Annotated in this window: 13 protein-coding genes; 1 reads left to right on the top strand and 12 read right to left on the bottom strand. The window is 37.6% G+C overall.

Translation table 11 applies throughout. The annotated features are described in order from the left end of the window. Positions 1-38: 38 nt before the first annotated feature. The 5 genes from G7050_RS00645 to G7050_RS00665 all read right to left on the bottom strand — a co-directional run bounded on the left by G7050_RS00645 (position 39) and on the right by G7050_RS00665 (position 13285). Positions 39-3653 carry a DUF4450 domain-containing protein gene (locus G7050_RS00645; RefSeq protein ID WP_166109697.1) on the bottom strand — a complete coding sequence of 1205 codons (3615 nt, stop codon included), beginning with the start codon at positions 3651-3653 and terminating at the stop codon, positions 39-41. Between the two features lie 62 nt (positions 3654-3715). Then, positions 3716-5842: a hypothetical protein gene (locus G7050_RS00650; RefSeq protein ID WP_166117602.1), complete on the bottom strand. Its 2127-nt coding sequence runs from the start codon at positions 5840-5842 to the stop codon at positions 3716-3718. A gap of 10 nt (positions 5843-5852) precedes the next feature. After that, positions 5853-8207 carry a hypothetical protein gene (locus tag G7050_RS17985; RefSeq protein WP_370521863.1) on the bottom strand — a complete coding sequence of 785 codons (2355 nt, stop codon included), beginning with the start codon at positions 8205-8207 and terminating at the stop codon, positions 5853-5855. A 4-nt stretch (positions 8208-8211) separates the two neighbouring features. After that, positions 8212-10026, bottom strand: a complete 1815-nt coding sequence (locus tag G7050_RS00660) for a RagB/SusD family nutrient uptake outer membrane protein (protein WP_166109700.1) — start codon at positions 10024-10026, stop codon at positions 8212-8214. Positions 10027-10039: 13 nt separating this feature from the next. Continuing rightward, complete coding sequence (locus tag G7050_RS00665; protein ID WP_166109703.1) at positions 10040-13285, bottom strand: TonB-dependent receptor; 3246 nt, start codon at positions 13283-13285, stop codon at positions 10040-10042. Between the two features lie 930 nt (positions 13286-14215). On the opposite strand from G7050_RS00665, the gene G7050_RS00670 reads away from it, so the two are divergent. Then, entirely contained in the window at positions 14216-15037 is an 822-nt protein-coding gene (locus G7050_RS00670) for an aldo/keto reductase (RefSeq protein WP_166109706.1), read from the top strand. Between the two features lie 115 nt (positions 15038-15152). Here the strand turns inward: G7050_RS00670 and ahpF are convergent, their stop codons facing one another. The 7 genes from ahpF to G7050_RS00705 form a co-directional block, all read right to left on the bottom strand. Continuing rightward, positions 15153-16709 (bottom strand): alkyl hydroperoxide reductase subunit F, encoded by a 1557-nt coding sequence (ahpF, locus tag G7050_RS00675; RefSeq protein WP_166109709.1) that lies wholly within the window; start codon positions 16707-16709, stop codon positions 15153-15155. A 106-nt stretch (positions 16710-16815) separates the two neighbouring features. Then, the gene (ahpC, locus tag G7050_RS00680) at positions 16816-17382 is read right to left on the bottom strand and encodes an alkyl hydroperoxide reductase subunit C (RefSeq protein ID WP_166109730.1); all 567 of its coding nucleotides are present in this window, start codon (positions 17380-17382) and stop codon (positions 16816-16818) included. 535 nt (positions 17383-17917) lie between these two features. Further along, positions 17918-19237, bottom strand: coding sequence for a hypothetical protein (locus G7050_RS00685; protein WP_166109733.1), 1320 nt, complete (start codon positions 19235-19237; stop codon positions 17918-17920). Between the two features lie 69 nt (positions 19238-19306). Next, positions 19307-19684, bottom strand: a complete 378-nt coding sequence (locus G7050_RS00690) for a DUF3244 domain-containing protein (RefSeq protein WP_166109736.1) — start codon at positions 19682-19684, stop codon at positions 19307-19309. A 253-nt stretch (positions 19685-19937) separates the two neighbouring features. Next, the gene (locus G7050_RS00695; protein WP_166109739.1) at positions 19938-20360 is read right to left on the bottom strand and encodes a Fur family transcriptional regulator; all 423 of its coding nucleotides are present in this window, start codon (positions 20358-20360) and stop codon (positions 19938-19940) included. A 30-nt stretch (positions 20361-20390) separates the two neighbouring features. Next, positions 20391-21569 carry a TolC family protein gene (locus G7050_RS00700; protein ID WP_255499234.1) on the bottom strand — a complete coding sequence of 393 codons (1179 nt, stop codon included), beginning with the start codon at positions 21567-21569 and terminating at the stop codon, positions 20391-20393. Next, entirely contained in the window at positions 21566-24667 is a 3102-nt protein-coding gene (locus tag G7050_RS00705; protein ID WP_166109742.1) for an efflux RND transporter permease subunit, read from the bottom strand. The genes G7050_RS00700 and G7050_RS00705 overlap by 4 nt, the downstream gene beginning before the upstream one ends. Positions 24668-24673 lie beyond the last annotated feature (6 nt).

A 24673-nucleotide genomic window follows, 5' to 3' on the forward strand; every position in this document is an offset into this window, starting at 1 on the left:
CAAAATAAGCATTTTGATCTTTATTGTATGACTTTTGACTATTTACGTAAAAGGGTTACAGCCATTAATCCGATTACTACTTCATTGGCTACCGCCTTCACTTCTATATTCTTTAATTCCTTTTGGGGATTTAAAGGTAGATCAAGAATTATTCCTGCACCACCGTCAATAGTGCGACCATAGACCTCAGTAGGACTTATTTTCAAATCGGTTTCCATATCACGAGTCACCAATGCTGTTTTAAAAGCAACACGATACGGACGAGGCTGTTTCGATCTGAATGCTTGTCCATCTATAAAGAAATCCTGTTCGATAGGTGCCCATGTTTCAGGGTTTATCAATTCCAAAACCTCTTTTGTTCCATCCTGATAATTTATAGTTACAGTTCCGTTTACTACATGACATTGCATATGGTTAGTGCTTCCTGCCATCATCAGATAGGCATGGGATGCTTTACCCGTCAAAGGTGCTGATAGCTGACTAGGATAATTATCCCATAAAGTAGTGAAAGCAATGTTATTGGTTTTCGGCTCACTATGCGTACGGAATGGAACACCGAATGGTGTCATAAATAGATTGTCGTTGGTTGCTTTACGCAAGCCGACGTCGTCTATATTAGCTGTCATTGTCGGGTGACACCATTCGCCTATTCCTTGTTTAGGTACTTGCAATGTTGTATAAGGTGAACGGGGTGTCAGATATTCATTCTTGAAAATCTGAGTAACCGAAGCATTCAGAATATTATCAATATTTACAGTTTCATATTGAGGTGATGGATTCTTTAGATTCCAATTGATTAGGTTCGTTTCATAAATTACCTTTCCATTTTCGGCTAATAGTAATCTGTTTGTTCCCAATTTTATATACTCTTCCGGAATAGTAATTAAATCAGAGGCTTCACCTTTTTTTATAGTTAATGGCTGAGCTGAATTATTTATAAGTAATTGAACATTTAAGTCTTTATTCAAATTATTTTTTACTGTAAATTGTAAACTTGTTGCTTCTGCATCATAATTAATAAAAACGGGTTCTTTTATTTCAATATCAATAGGTTGCCACCAGATCATTTGTCCTTGCTTAAGTTGAACAAATAATGTCCGATGTCCTAATTCTCCATTTAATTGTCCATTTATACTATTGGCTTTTAATTTTGCATCCGCCAATACATTTTGAGGATCATATATTTTCTGAATCTTAGCTTTAGATGATAGATTCCAATTCTCACCATTTACACCGTTTGAGATATACGAGGGCTGATCTAATTTACTTCCGCCCCACTCTATTTCTACTGTATAACTAGTTGATGGTTCGCTTTCAATCTTAATGAGAGGCTGTCCAACACTCTCTTCTAAAGACCACTTATGAGGTTTACCGTTTACTTTTACAGATAGTATATTTTCTCCTTGAGCCTTTAACCGCAAATCGAGATTCAATGACTTTTTAAACTTGCTATCGATAGTATATATATCAAGATTACCTTTTCGTTTGAAATCAATATCAATATCAGGGGTTGAAATTGATGCATATTCCCAAGCTGATGGAAATCCGGGACGAATTTCCAAACGATTACTCATTGCATCAGGTAATATTCCAAAAAGTCCTTGAATAAGTGTTCTTGAATATACCCCTATGGGATCGCCAAAATCCCGATAACATTCTCCCCGTGCAGCATCATAAAAACTCACCTGACCGATATTTCCGGGACTACCTCCGAGATACATACCATCCAAAACTGAACTTTTGAATAGTTTAAAAGCCTCATCATTCCTACCAGATTGCCAGTATGCCAAACTAGTATGAGCCACCTCCGCAAAAGCCACATTATTAATAGACCACGAATAAGGTAACCAATTAGTTGTCGAAATTGTCTGATACCCCTCATCATCCAATCCCCTAGCCAAAACAGGAATATGGGGAATTTCAGTATCTATGTATCGTGTTGCCTGATAAGCCTGAAAAGGCGTGTGAATATCCGAATCTATGGCATGATACACCGTCCAGATGGCAGCATTGGGATGAATCATTTTATTGCCCATAAAGTCTTTGTATTCTGCCCACCACCCTTTATTATCGAGCCACAATTGAGAATTAACTGCTTTGAGTATCTTGTCAGCCTCATCGGCATAAGGCTTGGGGTTTTCTCCTAGTTGAGCAGCAATTTGAGCAGCCATTTTATTGGCTCTGTAGTTATATGCCGATGAATGCGTCACACTGCCACTATTATATTGCAGTGCATCACTCGCCCAAATGCTGGCATAAGCATCATAAAGACCATCGTCATTGGGATCGAAGTTTCGTTTCTCCCAAGCCAAATGACTTTTCAATACAGGCCACATTTTACGTACATAATCCATATCACCTGTCCAGTTGAAATGCCAGAGCAATTCATCAATATAACAGAGATTCATGTCATAATGATGCATCTGATTCGTGCTGTACTGATTACGGGTAATGTAACCGTTACTATACATTTGTGTACCCCAGATTTTTTCGGCTCGTGCCAAATTGAGTTTTTGATCTTGTGCAGGATGCGGAATAGTTGGTTCAACGTTTGTAATCTGTGAGGCTGCATATCCATCGAAATGCTTTCTGGCTCTATCGTGCCAACCAATAGCATCGCCCACATAAGCCGCACGCCAACCATTAAGAGGCATACGCCATCCTACTGCTCCGTGTTGCCAACAATCGGGATCCCAAATACCGTCGGCGGCTATACTCAAAACACCTCCTAAGGTATTGAAATACTGATCAGGGGTATTTATGTTTACTGTCTCTGCTATTGATTTACGTTTAGTTTCGGCATCATCGAAACATTTCTTTAATTCTGTATAAAGAAGCTTTCTCTCTTTATTATTTTGGATAGCGAAATAATAAGTATTAGATGAATTTAGAGCTGTCTTAGATAGTACAATCGGTTTATTTTCTACAACAACCGATTTCCAAACATTCAAAGGTGTTGTCATAGTAAAAGGTGAAGCCAATTTCACTTCCGAATTTTCGGGATATATACCTGCTATTTTTTGTGCTCCACCTTTTGTACCTTGTCCATATTCTAATATAAACGAATTACCGTTTATAGCAAACTCATTGTTTATACAGGCATCGGGTTGCAAGCCAAAAGCATTGGGATCATCCACTCCTAAATCTCCGTTTCTGAAAAAGCGTTTATTGCTTGCTCCACCAAACGTGGTAATCAGTTCTATATTGGCAGGAAGATTTTCCGATTCTATTTTCATTATCAGACCTTCGGCATAGGCCATTGCTAATACTGAAATCGTTATCTTTCCCGATTGAATAAAGGAATCTTTTATCTCATAAATCCGACTACCTGCCCGATAAATAGACTTGATATATTCGGCATCATTCAGCCAGAGACTTTTACCGTCTTTCACTAAACCCAACTGCATATTTCCGCCCATATTCGGCATGAAGAAACCAAATTCGGGTACATCGCCTGTTTCTATGCGGAAAGCGGTATTTGTTCCATACAAAGCCCTGTTGAATTTTTTATCTCCATTTACAATAACGAAGTCTTCTCCTTCGGGAATATAGCGTAACTTTCTTTCTTTTCCATGCCAATATCCTTGAGGTTGCCCCAACATATTTACACAAGAAAAAAGAAGTAAAGAAAGTATCAGTATAAGGTGTCTCATATTATATTTTATATGTTTTAAGGTTTCAGTAGGGGCAGACACATAGGTCTGCCCCTACATTTTTACGGCATTGGTTTTAAGTCTTCCCAAATCACATTCCAAGTTCCATCTTTGGGAAATCCGGGAGTTTCTACTTTGTTTCCATCCCATCCGGCACACATCATAGCTACCGCTGTTAATAATCCACCATTACCGGGAAGATATACTCTAAGGCGTGAATCCTGATAATTATGACCGTTCCCTAAATAGGTATTTGTACGTTTATCCATCAATAATGCCTCAACCGCTTTCTCTGGTTCGCCTAAACGGGCAGCACACATGGCTGTCATCGGATAATCCCATCCCCAGGTTTTACCCCAGTTCCAATTTTCCAGAATCCAATCCAATGTATTTTTCATGTAATCGGGGCGTATCAGTTTGTTTTGAGGCAAGACACCCATAGCTCCCAACACAGCAGGATGATCGGATGTAAAACGAATATCTTTGTATGTATCTACTGCATCCTCAGCAGCAAGATACAAGCCATCTAAAGCTGCAAGAGGAGATAATTTGTCGATCAATTCATCCCATTGAGGTTTTCTTTTCTCGCCGGCTCTTTCTCTCCATTGTTGAGCTACCAACATGGCATAATGCCAATAAGATAATTCGAACGGGGGATTAATCGTTTCCGATGCTCTTAACGATTCCTGAGCAGGAATCAAACCTTTCAAGACATAACGACCTTCCAGTTCTTCATAAGTGGCAAATGATGCCATAAATTCGGCAGTTTCTTGTACCAAGGAGTTATATTTTCTCAAGACTTCGGGTGACGGATTATTTCTATAAATCAATTCAGCCATATAAATAAAGTGAGGCTGTTGCCATACCAAAAAAGAGCCGACTTTCGAAGGGGCTTCTATTCCCGAAGGGTCTGTCATTTTCATCCAACGTACTCCTTTGAATCCTTGCCTTTCTGCAATAGACTTAGCTACAGGATAAGCCGTAGAATACCAATCCATACTACGTTCCAACAAATCGGTTCTGTTCCACAATGCAAAATGGACAGCATGCCACCAATGCATTTCCAAATGGAATTTTCCAAACCAACTATTATAGGTCAAACCTGTTTCTTGTGGCGGGTACATTCCTGCTGATTGAATAGCCATCAGGTATTGAGAGAGAACAACCCGTCTCTCCAATTCTTTGGCTCTGGTATCGGTGCATTTCGAGAAATCAATAGCACCGCCTTTTTCCCAAAACGATTGCCAGTATTTTGCCGATGCTTCGAAAGCTTCCTTTGCTGTATTTTTTGCTTCAGCAGGGTTCTTGTCTGTAAATTCACAGGTAAAAGAAAAATCTTTGCTTTCGGGACTCAACACAAAATAATGTGCTTCTTTTTGGCTTACCGATGCTTTACCCTCCCATTTAACGTTCACGTAATAGGTGGTACTATCTAGCATACGTTTAAATACTAAAGATTGATCATCCTGAGTCAATATTTCAGTATTATGTTTCTCAGGAACCGACCAATCCGAAGCATCATCCGTATGTTTTCCTGTCGGATAGGCAAACTTGAAATTGACTTTCATAGTGCCTTTCGTCATCAAATCTGAGTTTAAAGCTACTGCAATCTGGTCTTTATCTGGATTACACACCGTTTGAACCAAGGCAGAATCAGCATCCAATTCAAAACGACTGATAATCTCACCCTTCCAAAGATCGAGTGTTTGATTTATACCCTTTATTTCATTCGCCTTTACGGTACTTCCATCTGCATGAGTAAGCTCTAATCCTACATTTCCTAAATGCAAGCGATGAGAGTTTACACGATACCAATCGGCAGCGTCTTTCGGTCTGCCCGGTTCATTGAACTGAACGGCATAAGGTTCTTCCCATCCTCGGAAATTATAATTTTTGAGGGTTTCTTCGTGCTTAAATTTCTCAGGATTAGCAAAACTATGCCATCCCCATTGAGATTGAGTGCCTAAAGGAACTCCGGCTGAATACAGTTCAGGGTAAGTTTGTAGTCCTGTAGCATCTACCGTAAAAGCAAAATTGCCATTACCAACCGATAAAGAGGACAATTCCTCAAACTCGGTTACTTTCGGATTGTTTCTCTCTACAAGTGCATATCTGTCTATCTTTTCCTGTTTCCCTGAACCGCAAGCGACTAAGAAACCTGCCAAGACTATAAAATTCCATTTCTTCATAGTAAAACGATTATTCATTTGTACTGATTTTAAAGACAAAACCGGAGGAAGTTCCATATTGACCTCCTTGCATAGCATTAAAAAGATATGCAGTTTTTCCATCTTTCATTAATAACTGAGGACGCTCAAACCGTCCGTATCTTTTTAAGTGTGAAGGAGCGGGAGGCTCTTCCAAATAGGCATCGGCTCCAAACCAAGCTATCTGAGGTTTCGACCAATTGATTCCATCCGCAGATTCGAAGATCAAACCGACTTCATGGTCAAAATATCCCATATCCCGCATCAACATTTTAAACTTACCATCTTCAATATATACATAAGCATCTTCGACCTGCTTATTATCTCCGTATTTCGAAAAATCGACAACAGGATTATTTTCGAATCTCTTGTACTCTCCTTCTATATTATCGGCAATTGCCAAACCATATTTGCGATTGGCTCTTATGGCTCCTTTCTCATTCTGATAAGCCTCCTTGTTCCACGATTTATAGTATAACCAAGCCTGCCCGTTCGGGCGAGATACAAATGCAGGGTTGGTTGTATTGCAATCATCCCAAGCCCCTGTTTCGCCGGCTTCCAGAATCGGTTTATCCGATCTGATCCAAGGTCCGTTTATCGATTTCGATTTCGCTAAACCGATTCGTTTCGTATAAATCGTACCATCACTATTGCCCATATAGAATAAATAATACATACCGTTCAAATACTGAATATGCGGATTGTGGCAAGTAGTTGCATCGAAATAACCTTCACGAGGAGCCAATACTGTCTCCACATAAGTATAAGGTCCTTCGGGTTTACCTGCTATAGCATGAGCTATTTCAGATTTATGTATCCAACCTCCCATTTTGTATTTTTCAGGCCACCGAGAATAGAATACATGCACCTTACCATCTTCACCATAAATTGGAGCACAACACCAAACATAGTATCCTTCCGATTCGAGAATCCGCCCCACAGGTTGAAGATTTTTACTGAAGTCTGAAATTTTATCCTGTGGATATTTTTGTATGACATTTTTATCCTGTTCTTTTTTCAGTACAGAAAAATAATGTGTATCTAAATCTACTAAAGAATTCAGATAGACTTCAATATTTGTATAATCTTTACTGAGATTGTACATATTTCCATCTTCACTATCATTTGGGTTCAATTTATGCTTTATCTCCCATTCATCGGGTATACCATCTCCATCACTGTCTTTAGGATATCTCCCCTGTTTTAATTGAGGCCATCCTCCAACTGCATTTTGAGAATCAATAATACCTTTGTTGCCTCCACCATAACTTTCGCCACTATTGGCTGTACTTGTACGAACTTCTTCGATTACACCGGCATCGTAACTATCTCTACGAAAACTGCAACCTGCCTCGGCCAATACCCTTTGATAAGCGACTTCAGCTGAATTTTGATTAATAGCGACAAATGGAAACGGTTCGTTTGCACGAACTCTGTTGGTTGCTCCCACTCCTTTCCAATTATCAGAAGTGACAAGATCGCTTCCTTCCATCACATTATCGGACAGATAGTAAGAGCCCGTACCATCTTCTGCCGGGTCGAGAAACCAAGCACGTTTATTTTCAGATGTGGCAGGACCGGGTTTATAGTAATTAGCTACAAAATTTACTTTCCCCGAACGCCCTCCTCCATAGGCTGACTTGAATCCCCAATTGTAAACCACATTATTTCGAAAATCAACAGGCGAACATCCATCTGATGCAAAACGAGGATTACGGCTACTGTGATGAGCTATCAAATTGTGATGAAAAGTAGCTCCGCAACCTCCCCAAATACCACCGAAGCCGTGTGCGCCTTTGGAGTGTGCCGATTTCGATAAGCTATGGGTAATCATACACCATTGTACGGTTACATTTTCTGAATTGTAAATAGAAAGGCACTCATCAACCGACCAAGAAGCGGAGCAATGGTCGACTATTAAATCTTTTACTTTTATAGCTCCTATAGCATCGTCTTCCACTTCGTGAAGGTCTCCCATCCGTGAACGGATATATCGTACAATCACGTTATTGGCTCGTATGTAAAAGGGATATCCCTTCAAACAGATGCCATCGCCGGGCGCACTTTGCCCGGCAATGGTTATACTGTCATTCGTTATGATAAGTTTCGACTTTAAATCTATCGTTCCGTCTACTGCAAACACAATTATACGTGTTCCTTTTTGCTCAATAGCATCACGAAGACTCCCCTCTCCCGAATCATTCAGATTTGTAACTATCAATACTCGTCCTCCACGTCCTCCGCTTGTGTACTTGCCATATCCTTCGGCTGTAGGAAAAGCCAAAGATTGAGCAGATAAACCAAAGGAGCAGAATATACCTAAGAGTATAGTTATATATCTAAACATCTTTTTAATACAAGGGATGTTGCTGACCTTTCAGACCAATATTTGTATCAATAGTCTCAGAGTTAAGAGGAAGAAGTTCAACTTTATTTTTTTCCAAGCCTCTGAAAATTCCTTGCACCCATGTTGCATTAGCTTCCAACTTTTGTGTGTAATGCAGGGATACATTACTATACATATCAAGAAGTGTATATCCGTCAGACTTTAATTTAGCTTTCTCATCAGCAGTTGGTTCTGATTTATAGCCAATGTAGGATACGACAACAACAGGATCTTCGAAAGATGTAGCTTTTTCTTTTTTATAGGCTCTAAAACGATCAATATTGGCATATTTACCTGTGTGGTTGGCCATATCTATCACATTTTGTTTGGCTTGGGTTAATGCTTCGAAATGAATTCCCCAACGAACAAGGTCTGTTCTGCGCATTCCTTCAAAGCCAAGTTCCAATTTCCGCTCATGGATAATAGCATTTCTGAATGCCTGATAACTTGTCGGAGTAGTACCTATTTTAGATGCATCATTTTTGAATCCACGCAATCTCACTTTTTCATATGCCCATTTTGCAGTAGCTGTGACCCCATTGTTAAACTCATTCTCAGCTTCGGCATACATCAACAATACATCCGAATAACGAAGAAAAGTCCAATTGATATCACGTTTATTGATAGCTGTACCCTCTTCTTTTTTCCATGTAACACGAAATTTACCGATACTCATACTCGAATAAGCACTCATCTGACGTGTATTATCGGCAGCTATACCATAGTTACAAAGCGTAACGTCGCGACGAACATCTCCTTCTTCAAAATCATACCAATAAGTAGGTAAAGCAGTCATAGCAGGACCGGCCTTTTGGAACATTGAACTTGTATGACAGAACATTCCATTAGTATATCCTATTGCCGAACCATTTACATCGGTTCCGTACTGACCAAATTCTAGCATAGACTCCTTATTGTATCGCCCATTCACTAAATCACGGAAAACAGTTTCATAGTCAATCAAATCATTTTCGCCTCTGTCAACAACTGCTTTACAGGCATCTCGTGCTATTCCATATAATTCTTTAATACGTGTAGCATCTTCACGTTGAGCCATTTTAACTGATCCGGGATCATAGGTATTTAAATCCCACCGTAAAGAATAACCTGCGGCATATAAAGCTATACGAGCCAGAATTCCATAAGCCGAGTTTTTGGTGAAACGTTCAACCGAAGTAACCATCCCTTCACCTTGCCAAGGCAGGAGTTCTACTGCTTTTTGAAGATCTTCAACAGAGCCATCCATTATAATATCGCGGCTTACACGTGACGAAAAGAAGGTGCCTGCATCTTCAACCGGTATTGTTGAATAAGGAACATCCCCAAAGAAGCGAACGATATTCAGATAGTTCATACCTCTGATTGCATAGCATTCACCTAACAGCATGTTGATCTTTTTCTTTTCTGCCTCTGATGAACCTTCCATAGCCGATAGTTTCTTGATACAAATATTGGCATACTCTATGCCTGCATACATAGCAGTATAGGTTGAAGTCGGTATATTGGATGTATTGAATACGTAGTTGGCAACCTGATTTTTCGAATTAGTATCTCCTTCGGTAGAAATGCACTCATCTGTCCCCATACCTAACTGATAATACAATTCTCTATTAAAAATACTTGTATAACAACCGATAACAGCCATTTCGGCACGGTCTACATTCTCAAAAACAGTCTCATTATCAAATTTACTTTCCGATTCCATATCCAGCCAGTCCTGACATGAACTGAAGCTCATAGCTGTGGCTAATATTAATACTATATTAATTATCTTTTTCATTCTTGTTTATTCTTTAAAAGGTTAGATTTAAGCCAATAACATAACTTTTAGATCTGGGGTAGGCCGAATTATCAACCCCTTTAGTCAATAAGCTTCCTGTTGATGATACCTCGGGGTCATAACCTGAATAGTTGGTAAAAGTATGGATATTGTTTAATGTGAAATATATACGGGCATTGTTGATCCAAGCTTTCTTTAACAAAGGTTTAGGTAGAGAATAACCTAGCGTTATTGTATTTAAACGAAGGAAAGAGGCATCTTCCAGATAATAATCAAGAGCATCGGTGATAGCAATTTTATTATCGGAATGTATGCTCCATAAAGCATCACTTGCATATTGATTTGGATTCAATTCTGCCAAACGAGCCAAGCTGGTAGTTTCTTTACCTGTAGCTGGATCGATTAGAGTAAAACGTTCATTCATTATTGCCAGTGAATTCTGATTGGGTAAATACGGACCAATGAAGCGTTGAGCATTCATATTAAAGACTTCGTTACCCGATGAAAATGTAAAGAATACGCTAAGATCAAATCCTTTATACATAAATGTATTCACCATACCTCCAGTAAACTTAGGTTCTGAACTTCCTATTACCGTACGATCGTCGGTAGACCAAACCGGATTTCCTTTTGCATCTGTTTGTCCGGCAGTAGTTTTATACTTTACATCTCCGGGTTTGATAGTTGAAGTATTTTTACCTTTCAGATAAGGAATTCCATCTTTTAGAGTATACGTTCCGTCTGCATTCTGTTTAAAATCGTCAGTGGTATATACCCCATCGTATCTATAGCCATAGAATTGTCCCAGAGGTTTTCCTTCTTCAATCCAAAAATCCATGCGTGACTCGTAATTCTTTCTCCAATAGCTAATATCATCCGAAAATAATCTTAAGACTTTCGATTTATTGAACGATATATTAAAGTCTGTAGTCCATGTAAAATCTTTAGATGCAACATTCACTGTATTTAATACAAACTCGAACCCTCTGTTACGAATAGATGCTGAATTTTGAAATTGAGTCTTATAACCTGAAGAGGTAGGAATCTGGTTTTCAATCAATAAATTATCAGAAACATTATAGTAATAATCGGCAGTAAGACTTACCCGCCCTCTAAAAATCGATATATCCAAACCTATATTGGTCGAAGTTGTCTGTTCCCATTTCAATAACTTATTTCCCAACTTATCACCGGGTTTCAGTCCATTAACTATACTATTATTCATAGCATAAAGAGTCGATCCGTAATTCGTCCTAAACATATTATCATCAATATTGCAGTTACCTGTAGTACCGTAACCTATACGCACTTTCAGTTGGTCAAATATATCCAACTCTTTCATAAAAGCTTCTTCTGAAATTCGCCATGCAGCCGAAGCCGAAGGCAACATACCCCATTGCTTTCCTTTTATAAATTTGCTGGTACCATCTGCACGGAGAGTTCCTGTTACCAAGTAGCGGTCTGCATAATTATACATAACACGTCCAAAAACCGATACCAAACCTTCGCGACCTTTATCGGAGCTATAAGTCGATCTTTTGGCCATATTCACATCATTCAAACCAAAATTACTTTCAGGAAATTCATAGTAAGAATTATCCAATTTCATGGTTTCGATGTACATAGTCTCCTGTCCCAGCATTGCATTAATATTATGCAAACCAAAATTTTTCTTCCATGAAAGCGTGTTTGTTATCTGCCAATTCAACTTTTCAGCATTATTACGTTTTCCCCACGGACCTTTATTGACTTCTGCAGTACGAGTGCGGCCATCATCCCAATAATCGTTACGTACTTGTCTCCAATAATAACTTCCGGCTGTACGGAAAGTCAAATCTTTTAGAATATTTATTTCTAAACCTAAGTTTACTGTAGCTTCTCTAGTATATTTATTCTGGGTTATAGCATCGTTCGTGATAAGAGGATTAGAAATATCATATTGAGAATCTATAGCTAACATCTCATCTCCAAGATCGGCATTCAACATCTGCTCATTTGTAAATCGGATTCCTCCTGTCACCGGCTGCAAAATAGACATTTTAAGCATTCCGCCTAAAGAGCCTCCTCCTTCGACATTAGTGGCTTGAAGATTAGCTCCAAAATCCATACGAATGCGTTTACTGATCTCATGATTTATTTTAGTACGTATACTATTTCTGTTATAGCCCGATTTATCCAATAACCCATCTTGTCCTGTATAATTGTAGCTAAGCATAAACTTCGTTTTTTCGCTACCTCCTGTAATACTTAAGTTGTGATTTTGAAGAATAGCTGTCCCCCCGAAAACTTCATCTTGCCAATCGATACCTGCACGATTACCATATTCACTGGCAATACGTCCAAAGGCTCCTGTAAAGAAATCAGGATCGGAAACATTACCTCCAAACATACTTGCCCATTTTTCTTCATTTCCGGCTAAAGTTTGAAATTCGTATTGGTACTTTACATATTCGGAAGTATTAAGCAGGTTTAATTTCTGACCCAATTTTTCAAAACTTACAAATGTATTATAGTTGACTTCGGTCTTTCCGCTTTTACCTGATTTAGTCGTAATAAGTATAACTCCATTCGATCCACGTGCTCCATATATAGCTGTAGCTGATGCATCTTTCATAACATCAATCGATTCAATATCATTGATGTCAACCATTTGCAACCCATTCTCCATCTGAAAACCATCTACAATATATAATGGAGTTGTAGATTGAGTAACTGAAGTACCTCCACGAACAGTAATATTAATATCTGCACCGGGCGCACCACTTTGTGTTACAACATTTACCCCTGCAATTTTCCCGGTAATGGCTTGTGCCGCTGTAGTTACAGGTATTTGTGCAATTTGAGAACCTTTAACCGATCCTGTAGCTCCGGTCAGATCTCTCTTTCTGACAGTACCATATCCAATAACAACAACTTCATCTAATGCTTTGTCATCGGACACCATTATAACATCCAATTTGCGAGCTCCTCCTATAGGAATAGTTTGCGTTTCATAGCCTATAAAAGAGAAAACCAACACAGCTTTGTCATTAGGCACCGAAAGACTAAAGTTTCCGTCAATATCAGTAAATACTCCCGATGTACTGCCTTTTATGGTAACACTTACACCCGGTAATTCTCCTATATTATCTTTCACTGTTCCGGTTATGACAATGCCATTCTGGGCATAAATCATATTTCCCGTCAGAGAAAAAGAAATGAAGAGAAGTAAAAATTTAAAACAGAAAAGTTTCTTACACTTTTTCACACATCTTTTCATGATATTACAATTTATAGTTAAGGTTTAAAAACTATTATTAGTAGGACTATAAAAAATCTCAGGTTAACATTATAACTCAAATAGGCTTATACACAGAAAAGCGTACATGAAAATATTTTCATGCACGCTTTTCGATATTTATACAACACAATAAATAATACCACACCTTATAATATAAGGGGGTAATGGTATTACATTCTTTTTTATTATATTTAAGGCTCTCTCTCTCTCTCTCTCTCTCTCTCTCTCTCTCTCTCTCTCTCTCTCTCTCTCTCTTAAAAATAATCCTAACTTCCAAATTTTCAGCTATAAAATTTAGAGAAATATTAGATATTTGTTGGGATAAGTTTAACATAAAAAGTTCGGATCTTAAGGTTAATAGAGCCGATTACACATTCAAGAATTTCTATCTGTAGACTTTTCAGAATGGAGTTCCAGCATCTTGGTTACAAATATATAGTGATCCCAACCCGGCATAATTATATATATTGAGATTAATCATTAAGGATTTGATACTAATAAACGGAATACATTTTAAAGCCTCAGACCGTCTTATGCTTTGGCAAGTATTACAATTATAGCAGATTATATTTGAAAAAAAACTTTTAGGACTTGCGTCATTTAACCGAAAACAATCTTATTTTTCGTTATATAATAAACAGAAACAGCTTAGTAATAAACTAAAGAAAATAATAATTGTTATATTTATAGATCTTATGCCAATACTAAGTTCGCAGAACTATTTATTGCTTTGGTAAGCAAAACAGCAATAGATTATTATGCCTTTAAAATGTATCATTAAATATTTTCTTTTACTTAAAAAAAGTAAGCAATTAGTACATATATAATTACCTTATTTTATTTTAGCACGCTTTATATATCGAACTTACCTAAATAACTAATAGGTCTGAGACCTTAACAGTAATATATATGAAAGAATTTATATTAAACAATGGAGTAAAGATACCGGCAGTAGGACTCGGTGTATTTAGAGTGAATGATGCGAATGCAGCATATCAGACAGTAAAATCGGCTTTATCTGTTGGATACAGACATATAGATACTGCTATGATTTATGGTAACGAGGAAGAGGTGGGTAGAGCAATTAAAGATTCGAGAATTTCCCGTCACGAAATATTCCTGACAACTAAACTTTGGAATGACGATCAACGGTCAGGCAAAGTAAGAGAAGCCCTTGATGCTAGTTTAAAACGATTAGGCACAGAGTATGTAGACTTATATCTTGTGCATTGGCCTGTAAGAGGCACCTATGTGAGTGTATGGAAAAAAATGGAAGAGATTTACAGGGCAGGAAAGGTGAAGGCGATAGGTGTAAGTAATTATCACTCGCACCATTTGGACGACCTGCTGGAAAGTGCTGAAATAGTGCCTGCAGTGAATCAGATCGAATGCTATCCCTATCTGACCCAAGAACCTCTCATCAAATATTGCAAAGAAAAAGGCATATATCCCGAAGCATGGGGTCCATTGGGTGCCGGACAATCGGATGTATTGGTTAATCCCATAGTAACTGAGATAGCCAAGAAATACAATAAAAGTGCTGCACAAATAGTACTTCGTTGGAATCTGGAACGTGGTGTAATTGTAATTCCTAAGTCCGTAAATAAAGACAGACAGATAGAGAATCTAAGTGTCACCGATTTTCAATTAACAGACTCTGAAGTTAGGCAGATCAGTTCCTTGCATAAAGGCTTACGTTTAGGCTCCGATCCCGATAATTTTAATTTCTAGGATTGCAGACTCTTTTCATTGCTTTGGTAGATATAAAAAATAAAGACAGCTATATAAAAAAATAAAGGCTACCTCGATGAGGTAGCCTTTATTCACTCTTATGCAATATGTATATTTAAGAGAGAACACCTCTGATACGATCTTCAAAGGCCGAAAGCGAAGCTTTTGCACCTTCTCCCATCGCTATTATAATTTGCTTGTACGGAACAGTCGTTACATCACCCGCAGCATATATACCGGGTATATCTGTACGGCAATGAGCATCGACTTCAATTTCGCCAAAACGATTCATACTCACTAATCCTTTGAATACCGAACTGTTGGCAGCCAAACCGATCTGAACAAAGATACCATCCAGTTCAACAACACGTTCCTGTTCAGTCTTACGGTCTTTTACTCGAATACCTGTAACCTTATCTCCATTCCCTACAACCTCAGTTGTTTGAGAACTTAGTATAATTTTTACATTAGGAAGACTTCTGGCTTTCTCTTGTAAAACTTTATCAGCCTTCAATTCATCCAGAAATTCGAAAACGGTTACTTTAGAGCAGATACCTGCCAAATCAATAGCAGCCTCTATTCCTGAGTTTCCACCACCCACAACGGCTGCATGTTTTCCTTTATAAAAAGGCCCGTCGCAATGGGGACAGAAGGCAACACCTTTTCCTATGTATTCCGATTCTCCTGTAACATTAAGCTTACGCCAACTTGCCCCTGTAGCAATAATCAGGGCAGGAGTTATTAATTTTTCGCCTACATTAGTATATATAATCTTACTACCATCTTCGTTTTCAACCTTCTCTACCAAGCGATGCTCTAATACATCAATTGCATAATCTTTTATATGCAACTTCATATTATTGGCAAGTTCTTCGCCTGTAGTTTTTGGTACAGAAACCAGATTCTCTATACCGACAGTTTCTTTCACCTGCCCACCCATACGCTCGGCAAGTAACGCAACAGTCAAACCTTTACGAGCCGAATATATAGCTGCGGCTGCACCTGCAGGACCTCCACCAACAACTACTACATCGTAGTTTTTAGTAGTACCGGTCTCTATCTTTTGGTCGTCTGAACCATACTGGTTTTCAAGCTTCGAAAGCAATTCGCCAAAATCGCCTCTTCCTACATGAAGCAGTTTCCCATCTGCAAATACAGCAGGAACACCTTGCAATTTCAAAGCATCTACTTCTTCCTGATTTAATGCACCATCTACCATTTCATGAGAGATGTCAGGATTAAGGATAGCCATTAGATTTAGTGCCTGAACAATATCAGGACAGTTTGTACATGTCAACGACACATAGGTAGTCAGGCGAACAGGTCCTTTTAATGCTTTTACACGACCGACAATAAAATCATCGGGAATATTTTTCCCTTTACCATCACTATTCAATATAGCTAATAGCAATGAGGTAAATTCATGACCATTGGGAATTCCACGAAATTTAACGCCTGTTTTCGCCCCATCTTTCAGTAGCGAGAATTCCAGACCATTACCTTCGTTTACTTGACTTGTTATTTTATCCGAGCACGAAGCAACATCTGAAAGCATTTCGAGTAATTCGCTACGGCTTTCATGCTGATCAGACACGGCTATATTAAATGTATATTGAGCCTTAAGATCGGCAAATACTGTACGTAACTGTTCTTTTAAAGAGGAATCTAACATATCTAATTTTTTATTTTCAGTTTAATGGTCTTCGACCTAATAGTTATTTAAGCAGATGATATCTGAAAAATCAAGACCGGCAGTCGCCGGTCTCAATGTATTTTTATTAGATCTTTCCTACCAAGTCGATGCTAGGTTTCAAAGTCTCATCGCCTTTTTTCCATTTAGCAGGACATACTTCACCGTCGTGAGTAGCTACAAACTGAGCTGCCTCAATTTTACGTAACAATTCATCAGCATTACGTCCGATACCATTGTCATGTATTTCAGCAATTTTGATTTGTCCCTCTGGGTTAACCAAGAATGTACCTCTGTAAGCCATTCCTTCTGATTCGATCATCACACCAAATGCACGGCTCAACAATCCTGTTGGATCGGCTAACATAGGGTATTTGATTTTGCGAATAGTTTCTGATGCATCATGCCATGCTTTGTGTACGAAATGAGAATCGGTACTTACCGAATATACTTCAACACCCATTGCTTGCAATTGATCGTATTTGTCTGCAACGTCCACTAATTCTGTAGGACACACAAATGTGAAATCTGCTGGGTAGAAAAAGAAAACAGCCCATTTTCCTTTTACATCTTCGCTTGTTACTGTTTTGAAAGCTCCATTGTGATAAGCTTGTACTTTAAATTCCGGTAATTGAGAATTGATAATTGGTTCCATGTTTTATATTATTAAGTTGATAAATTTCATTTATAACACCACAAAGATATATAGTTTTTATTTATAAACAAACTATCACTTATAGATTATAACTATATGAAACCGATCATCAAAAAACAGTTACATTCCGCTTGATAATACAAAAGCAAGTAAAAAAAATAAGTTACAAAATACACATTAAGGTAACAAAATAAGCACTATAATAAATGGATATGTATCCAGTTGTCACTTTCATAAAACACTGTTAATCTGAAACAAAATCACAAAAAGGTAACAAAGGTGACAAAAGTGACACATTTCTTCATTGTTACCTTTTTAGTAATTTTCAGAAAATGTGTTTATATCTTTCTTATTATTATAGATAAAGAAATGCAATCGACTCTGTAATGTAACCTGATATTTTCCGAAAGCAATTCTTTGTATTTTGAGTCACAGACTAAACGTAGCTATGCTAAAAAAAGAGGTTTGAGAAAACTTCATTCTCAAACCTCTTTCTATATAGAAAACACTTTTATTATTATAAAACTAAACTAATCTAATCTCCTTTATCGGCTTCGTCATCTAGCATAGAGGCTATTTCGGCTTCTATATCTTTATATTCAGCTGCCATCAAGATTAACTGATCTTTTATATTACGATATTTCTCGGCTTGTAATCTTATCTCCTCTTTGTGGCTCTTGGAAAGTTTAGACAAGCGTATCGATAAAATTAGTAATGAAAGAAAAACAACTCCACTAATAAGTAGCCAAAAAACAAGTTGAGAGCGAAAATGATCGATTTGCTTATCCTTTTGCTCCAGAGCATATTTTTTATCGGCATCAAAAAGTTCTAATAATTGACTTTCGGCTTTTATAGTTTCATTCAATTTTAACTCTAATTCAGCATAGCGTAATGCATCGATATAATTTCCTAATTGTTTGTTATATTCTAAAAGCGAAGCATAAGTCCCCTTAAGAATTCCACGATCGGTAGTCTCCGGTAAATGTTTTTTCAGTAAATCTGTATAAAAACGGGCAGAATCAAGCTGCTCTGTACAATTATATAGGTTCGAAAGATTAAGATAAATCCGCAAAGAATCTATTGATGATGTTGTTTGAGCCAGCGATGAATGTAACTTTATAGTTGCTTCTTCATAATTTCCTCTTACCCGATCAATAATACCTAAATTCTTAGTAAAAATGCTTTGATATGTTTGATCATTAGTAAGTTTAGCTAGATCCAATCCTTTATTTAAATAATAATAAGAACTATCTAAATCGTAGTTGGAATAAAATGCAGTTCCCATTGAATAGATGGTTTGCATCTTCAAGTTGTCAGTATCTTTTATTTTATCAAACAGGTTTAATGCTATTTTGTAATGAAATAGAGCACTATCCATCACATCCTGTTTATAATACTGATAACCAATATTGTATTGACTTCGTGCTATTAATATAGTATCTTTAGATAAATTCGCATAATATTTGGCCTCCATATAACTTTTAAGAGCCTTACCTACTATATTTTTTTGGTAATATACATTCCCTGAATAAAAATGAGCTAAAGCTGATTGGGCATAATTTCCTTTACTTTCAAAATAATCGCGAGCTTCAAAAATTAAAGTATCGTTAGCTATACTCTGTTTATTTTTAAATTTTGCCTGTACACAAGTCACAATATAGAGCATATAATCTCCTTTATCAAGACTTCCTGCCTGGATAGAGTCCAATAAGGCCAAAGCTTCTACAGGATGACTTTCTGCTAACTTCTGAGCTTGAATCAATAATGCGGAAGAAGGATTATCATTCTCTTTACAGGAAAATAATGAGGCAAAAATTAAGACTAAACAGGCTATTCTAAGAAAAAAATTATTCATAAGTGAGTATTAATAATATTGTATAAAATGTTCGAGGACATATTTCCTCGAACATTTTTACGACTCAGCTTAATCCACTGTAAATTTTTCACTACTTATAGTAGCCCCTTTATTATCTCTTAAAATAAGAGTATAAGATCCTGTTGGTAAATTAGCTATATTAATATACAGATTAGTATCCAACGATGTATCTGTTTTTGCTTGACTAACAGTTATACCTATGTTATTTTTTATTATTGCATTAACAATACTAATATTTGCAGTAAAAGTAATCTCAATATTATTTTTAGGAGTAATAACTGTTGTAATAGGAGAAACAAAAGCCATTTGAGAAGATTTCATCAGTCCGCCATCTCCCATACCATCATCACCCTGCTTAACAAAAGAAAAAACTGAACCAACAGAAGCTATTATAGCAACTGACAATAATGAAGCTTTTATTTTCATAGTATTTTTATTTTTAATCATTTTGAGTAGATATTAAATTAAACCTCAAAATATGAGATTATACAGAGCCCTATAATAAGGATCTAATTGCAAAATAAATCGAAATACACGACTATACATACACTTAGAAGGGCTTTTTATTCAAGCAACACGCCTTTTAACCAAGTTTTCTAGAAACATTATAAAAAAATGATAAAAACAAAAGAAGCACACTCTTATTTGAGTGTGCTTCTTTTACTAAATAAAATAAAACCTATTCGTTAAGCTTAGAGCATTTATCGCATAAACCTTTCAAAACAAAATTCACACTCTCCAAAAGAAATCCCTTAGGTAATTGCACTTTAGGTATAGAGATGTTTTCCATACAAAAAGTTTTTTTACATTCATGACAATTAAAATGAACGTGCAAATCTTGGATTGAACAGTTACAATCGGAACTGCAAACCGAATACTTAACCGAACCCGAACCATCGTCAATACTATGTATCAGAAGTTTTTCATGAAACAAGGATATAGTTCTGAAAAGGGTCGATTTATCAACGGTATCAAGACTTGTTTCAAGATCAGATAAACTAAAAGCCTGAGGATATTCTACCATTGCTTTAAAAATCAGAAGCCTGACTGCTGTAGGCTTTACCCCCCTTTCTTCTAATCTTTCAATATATTCTGCATTCATATTTTTCTCCTTTCTTTAAATTTAACGATCCTAACGATCCCATTGTTGAAGCTCAGATAAAGCCAGTTGATATTCTTTTTCCTTCTCCATATACTGGTCAATGGTTTCGTAATAAACGGATAATTCCAACAAATAATTAATCAAAGATAACTGTCCTTTTTCGAAAGCTTTCTTCAGTAAAGTCCTATTATTGGATGTACTCAAAATTTCTTCGTAATCACGCAGCAAATCAAATAATGTACCAGCTCTATGGTATTGATTTTTGAGGGTATTATAAAACTGAAGCTCCGAATCTTTTTGCTGCATCTCCAAAGCCACAGTCTGTGCCTTTTGGTACTTAACGGTATTTTTACCCTCCCACAAAGGAATAGATACTCCAAAAGTAAACCCTTGATGGGTAGTTCCTAAAAGACGCTCACTCATATACCCCGCTGTTATTTTAGGAAGATTAAGAGCCTTAGTCAGTTTCTCTTGCTTTCGGCTGAGATCAACCTCCTTCATCGCCGATTCAAGTGCCGGATTATTCATCTTTGCCTCATTGAACCATTGGTCAAAACTCAAAGGTAACGAATAAGAAGAGTAATTACTCAATAGATCAAGCATCGGTTCGCCTCCATTGAGCCGTTGCAATTCAGCACGCAGTGTAGCAATCTCCACCTCAGCTATCTGCATAGCTTTTTCCGAATTCAGCAAATTCAACTTGGTCTTATTGTATTCGATAATATTGATATCTCCTTTATCGAAACGGGTCTGATATGCTTCACTCAATTCCTTTGCCAGTTTTACCCGTTCATTTAGTTCTGCATATCTTTTTGTTTGATAAACAAGCTCCACGCAAAAGACTCTGGCTTGTTGTAAAATCTCTTTTGCCTGTTGTTGGTAAACTAAATCAGCTTGCACATTTTGCCCTGTCACTACTTGTGATCGGTATCCGTAAGCTGTCGGAAAATCAAAGGACTGGGTAATATTCAAATCTTTCCGATTGCCCTCTTCACTTGGACTACCCCACAGATAACCTACTTCGACTTCGGGATTTGCCATATTCAAAGCTGTTTTATTTCCTATTTTATCTGCTTTAGTCTTTTCCAGCAAAGCTTTGAGAGTCGTATTATTAGATTCTATACGATTCAATACCTCCTGAAAATTATCCTGAGCATTTACCGTGAATAATACGCCTGACAATGCAATTAGTATATATATAAGTTTCATAATTCTACTCTTTTTCTATTCAAATTTCGTTGCTGCATCATTCTGTAAATAATAGGAACGATATACATATTCAACAATGTAGATGTCAGCAATCCACCTAAAATAACTTTAGCCATAGGACTTTGTATTTCATTGCCCGGAAGATCGCCTTGCAGAGCCAATGGTATAAGAGCCAATCCCGAACAAAGTGCTGTCATAAGAATCGGATTCAGCCGGTCAAGTGATCCCATAACAATACTGTTTTCAAGAGATTCTCCGCTATTGTGCAGGTCATTATAATGAGCCATCAACAATATTCCGTTTCGGGTAGCAATACCAAAGAGGGCAATAAACCCGATAATAGCGGGAATGCTTATTTCGCCCGTAGTAAACAGGATAGCATAAATACCCCCTATCAAAGCCAATGGCAGATTCAATAAAATAATGATGGACTGCGATACATTTTTAAATTGATTATATAACAAAAGAAATATAACCAAAATGGCAAAAATAGAAGTAATCAATAATGTTTTAGAAGCTGCCTGCTCACTCTCGAATTGTCCTCCATATTCGATATGATAACCTTCGGGTAATTGAATCTTTGAACCTACAGTTTCCTGTATTTCATTTACTACACTACGCAAATCACGATCGGCTACATTTGCCGATATAACTATTTTACGCTGAACATTTTCACGACTTATCGAATTGGGTCCCTCCGAAGATGTTATTTCAGCAATGTAGTCAAACGGTATTTTAACACCATTGGCATCAATCATCAGGTTTTTAATTTTCTCTGCCTGATCTTTGTATTGATCGTCCACCTTAAGAATCAAATCAAAGGTCTTTCCTTCACTATACACCTGGGAGATAACTGCTCCTGAAAGCATTGTCGATACCATCTCCGAAAATTGAGGCAGTGTAATACCATATTTAGCCAACAATTCTCTGCGAGGTGTAATTTTCAGTTGCGGACGGTCAACTTGTTGCTCTACATTCAGGTCGGTAACTCCATCTATATTCTCAATAGCATCTTTAATCCGGTTACCCTGTGTAAACAATTCGTTCAGATCGCTTCCGAAAAGTTTAATGGCAATATTGGCTTTGGTTCCCGAAAGCATATGATCGAGACGGTGAGAAATAGGTTGCCCCACTTCGATACTTATTCCCGGAATGGCGTTTAATTTCTCCCTTATTTCGGCTAATAGTTCATCCTTAGAGCGTCCATCCAGAATAAACGGAGCTTCTATTTCCGAAGTATTTACTCCTAAAGAATGCTCATCCAACTCTGCACGTCCGGTTTTACGTCCTACGGTCTGTATTTCTTTGATGCTAAGCAGTTCGGTTTCTACCAATCGCCCTATTTTATCGGACTCTTCCAATGAAATCCCTGGAGTAGTATTTACTGTGATGGTAAAAGATCCTTCATTAAACGGAGGCAGGAAATTTCGTCCTAAAGTAAAGAATATTACCATTGCCGAGATCAACATGAGTCCTGTTACCACCAATACTTTTTTCTGGTTTTCCAATGCCCAATGCAGACTTTTTTCATACCAATACTTTAAGGTCAAAACCATGCGAGGTTCTTTTTCCTCCTTATCGCCTTTCGTTTTTCCCAACAAGTAACTACACAAAACGGGAGTTATAGTCAGAGCCACAACAGTAGAAGCAAACAAGGCTACTATAAATGATATACCTAGGGGTACAAGCATACGTCCTTCCATTCCACTCAAGAAGAATAGAGGCACGAAACAAGCCACTATAATAAGCGTCGAATTAAGGATCGGCATTCTCACCTCTTTCGATGCTTCGAAAACAACATCCAAGATAGGCTGCTGTTCTCCTTCGGGTTTCATCCTATTGAGGCGTAAATGCTTAAATACATTTTCGACATCTATTATGGCATCATCCACCAATGAGCCTATGGCAATTGCCATACCTCCCAAACTCATTGTATTGATGGTTAATCCCATTAATTTAAGGGTAAGTATAGATACCAACAGCGATAATGGAATAGCCATTAACGAAATGAATGTTGTACGTGCATTCATCAAGAATAAAAAGAGTACAATCACCACAAAAACAGAGCCTTCGTAAAGTGATTTTTCGACATTGCCTATTGAACTTTCGATAAAACGTTCCTGACGAAAGATATCGCTCGAAATCTTCACATCCGAAGGTACATTCTTTTGCAGATCGGCAATCGAAGCATCTAGTTTTTCAGTCAGCTCAATTGTATTTGTATTAGGTTGTTTCGTTACGGTTATTAAAACAGCCGGTTTTGTTTTTTCGGAAGCAACTCCCAATTTGGGTTGCTTGCCTCCTATTTTAATCTCAGCAACATCTCCAATTAAGACGACACCATTACCTTGTTTTTTCACAAGGGCTTTTCCTAACTGGTCGACATCGTTTGTTTGCAGAATTCCCCTTACAATATATTCGTTTCCATACTCATAAAGTACTCCCCCCGAAGCATTCTGATTCATATTTTCTACAGCAGCAAGAACTTCATTCAGCCCTACCCCGTAATGTTTCATCCGCCCCGGATCGAGTAATATCTGGAATTCTTTTATATCACCTCCAATTACCGTTACCTGAGCTACTCCACCTGTCGAAAGAAGGCGTGGACGTATCACCCAATCTGCAATAGTTCTTAAATCCAATAATGAAGTTGAATCGGACGAAAGCCCGATAGTCATTACCTCGCCCATTATTGATGATTGAGGTCCCAACGTAGGTTTTCCAACATTTGTGGGCAGATCATTTCCTAGAGCCGCCAATTTTTCGGTAACTACCTGACGGGCTCTGTAGATATCCGTTCCCCATTCAAATTCGACCCATATAACAGAAAATCCTGTTGTGGATGACGAACGTACCCGACGTACATCAGTTGCTCCGTTTACAGCGGCTTCGATAGGAAAAGTGACAAGACGTTCGACTTCTTCACTCGCCATACCGTTAGCCTCGGTCATAACAACCACAGTGGGAGCATTCAAGTCGGGAAATACGTCTATCTCCATATTTTTAGCTGTGTAAAATCCTCCTAATAAAAGAAGAAGTGCAGCTACAAGTACCACTGCCCGATTATGAAGCGAGAAGTGTATTATTTTATTTAACATATATAA

It is taken from the genome of Dysgonomonas sp. HDW5A, assembly GCF_011299555.1.
Taxonomy (GTDB): domain Bacteria; phylum Bacteroidota; class Bacteroidia; order Bacteroidales; family Dysgonomonadaceae; genus Dysgonomonas_A.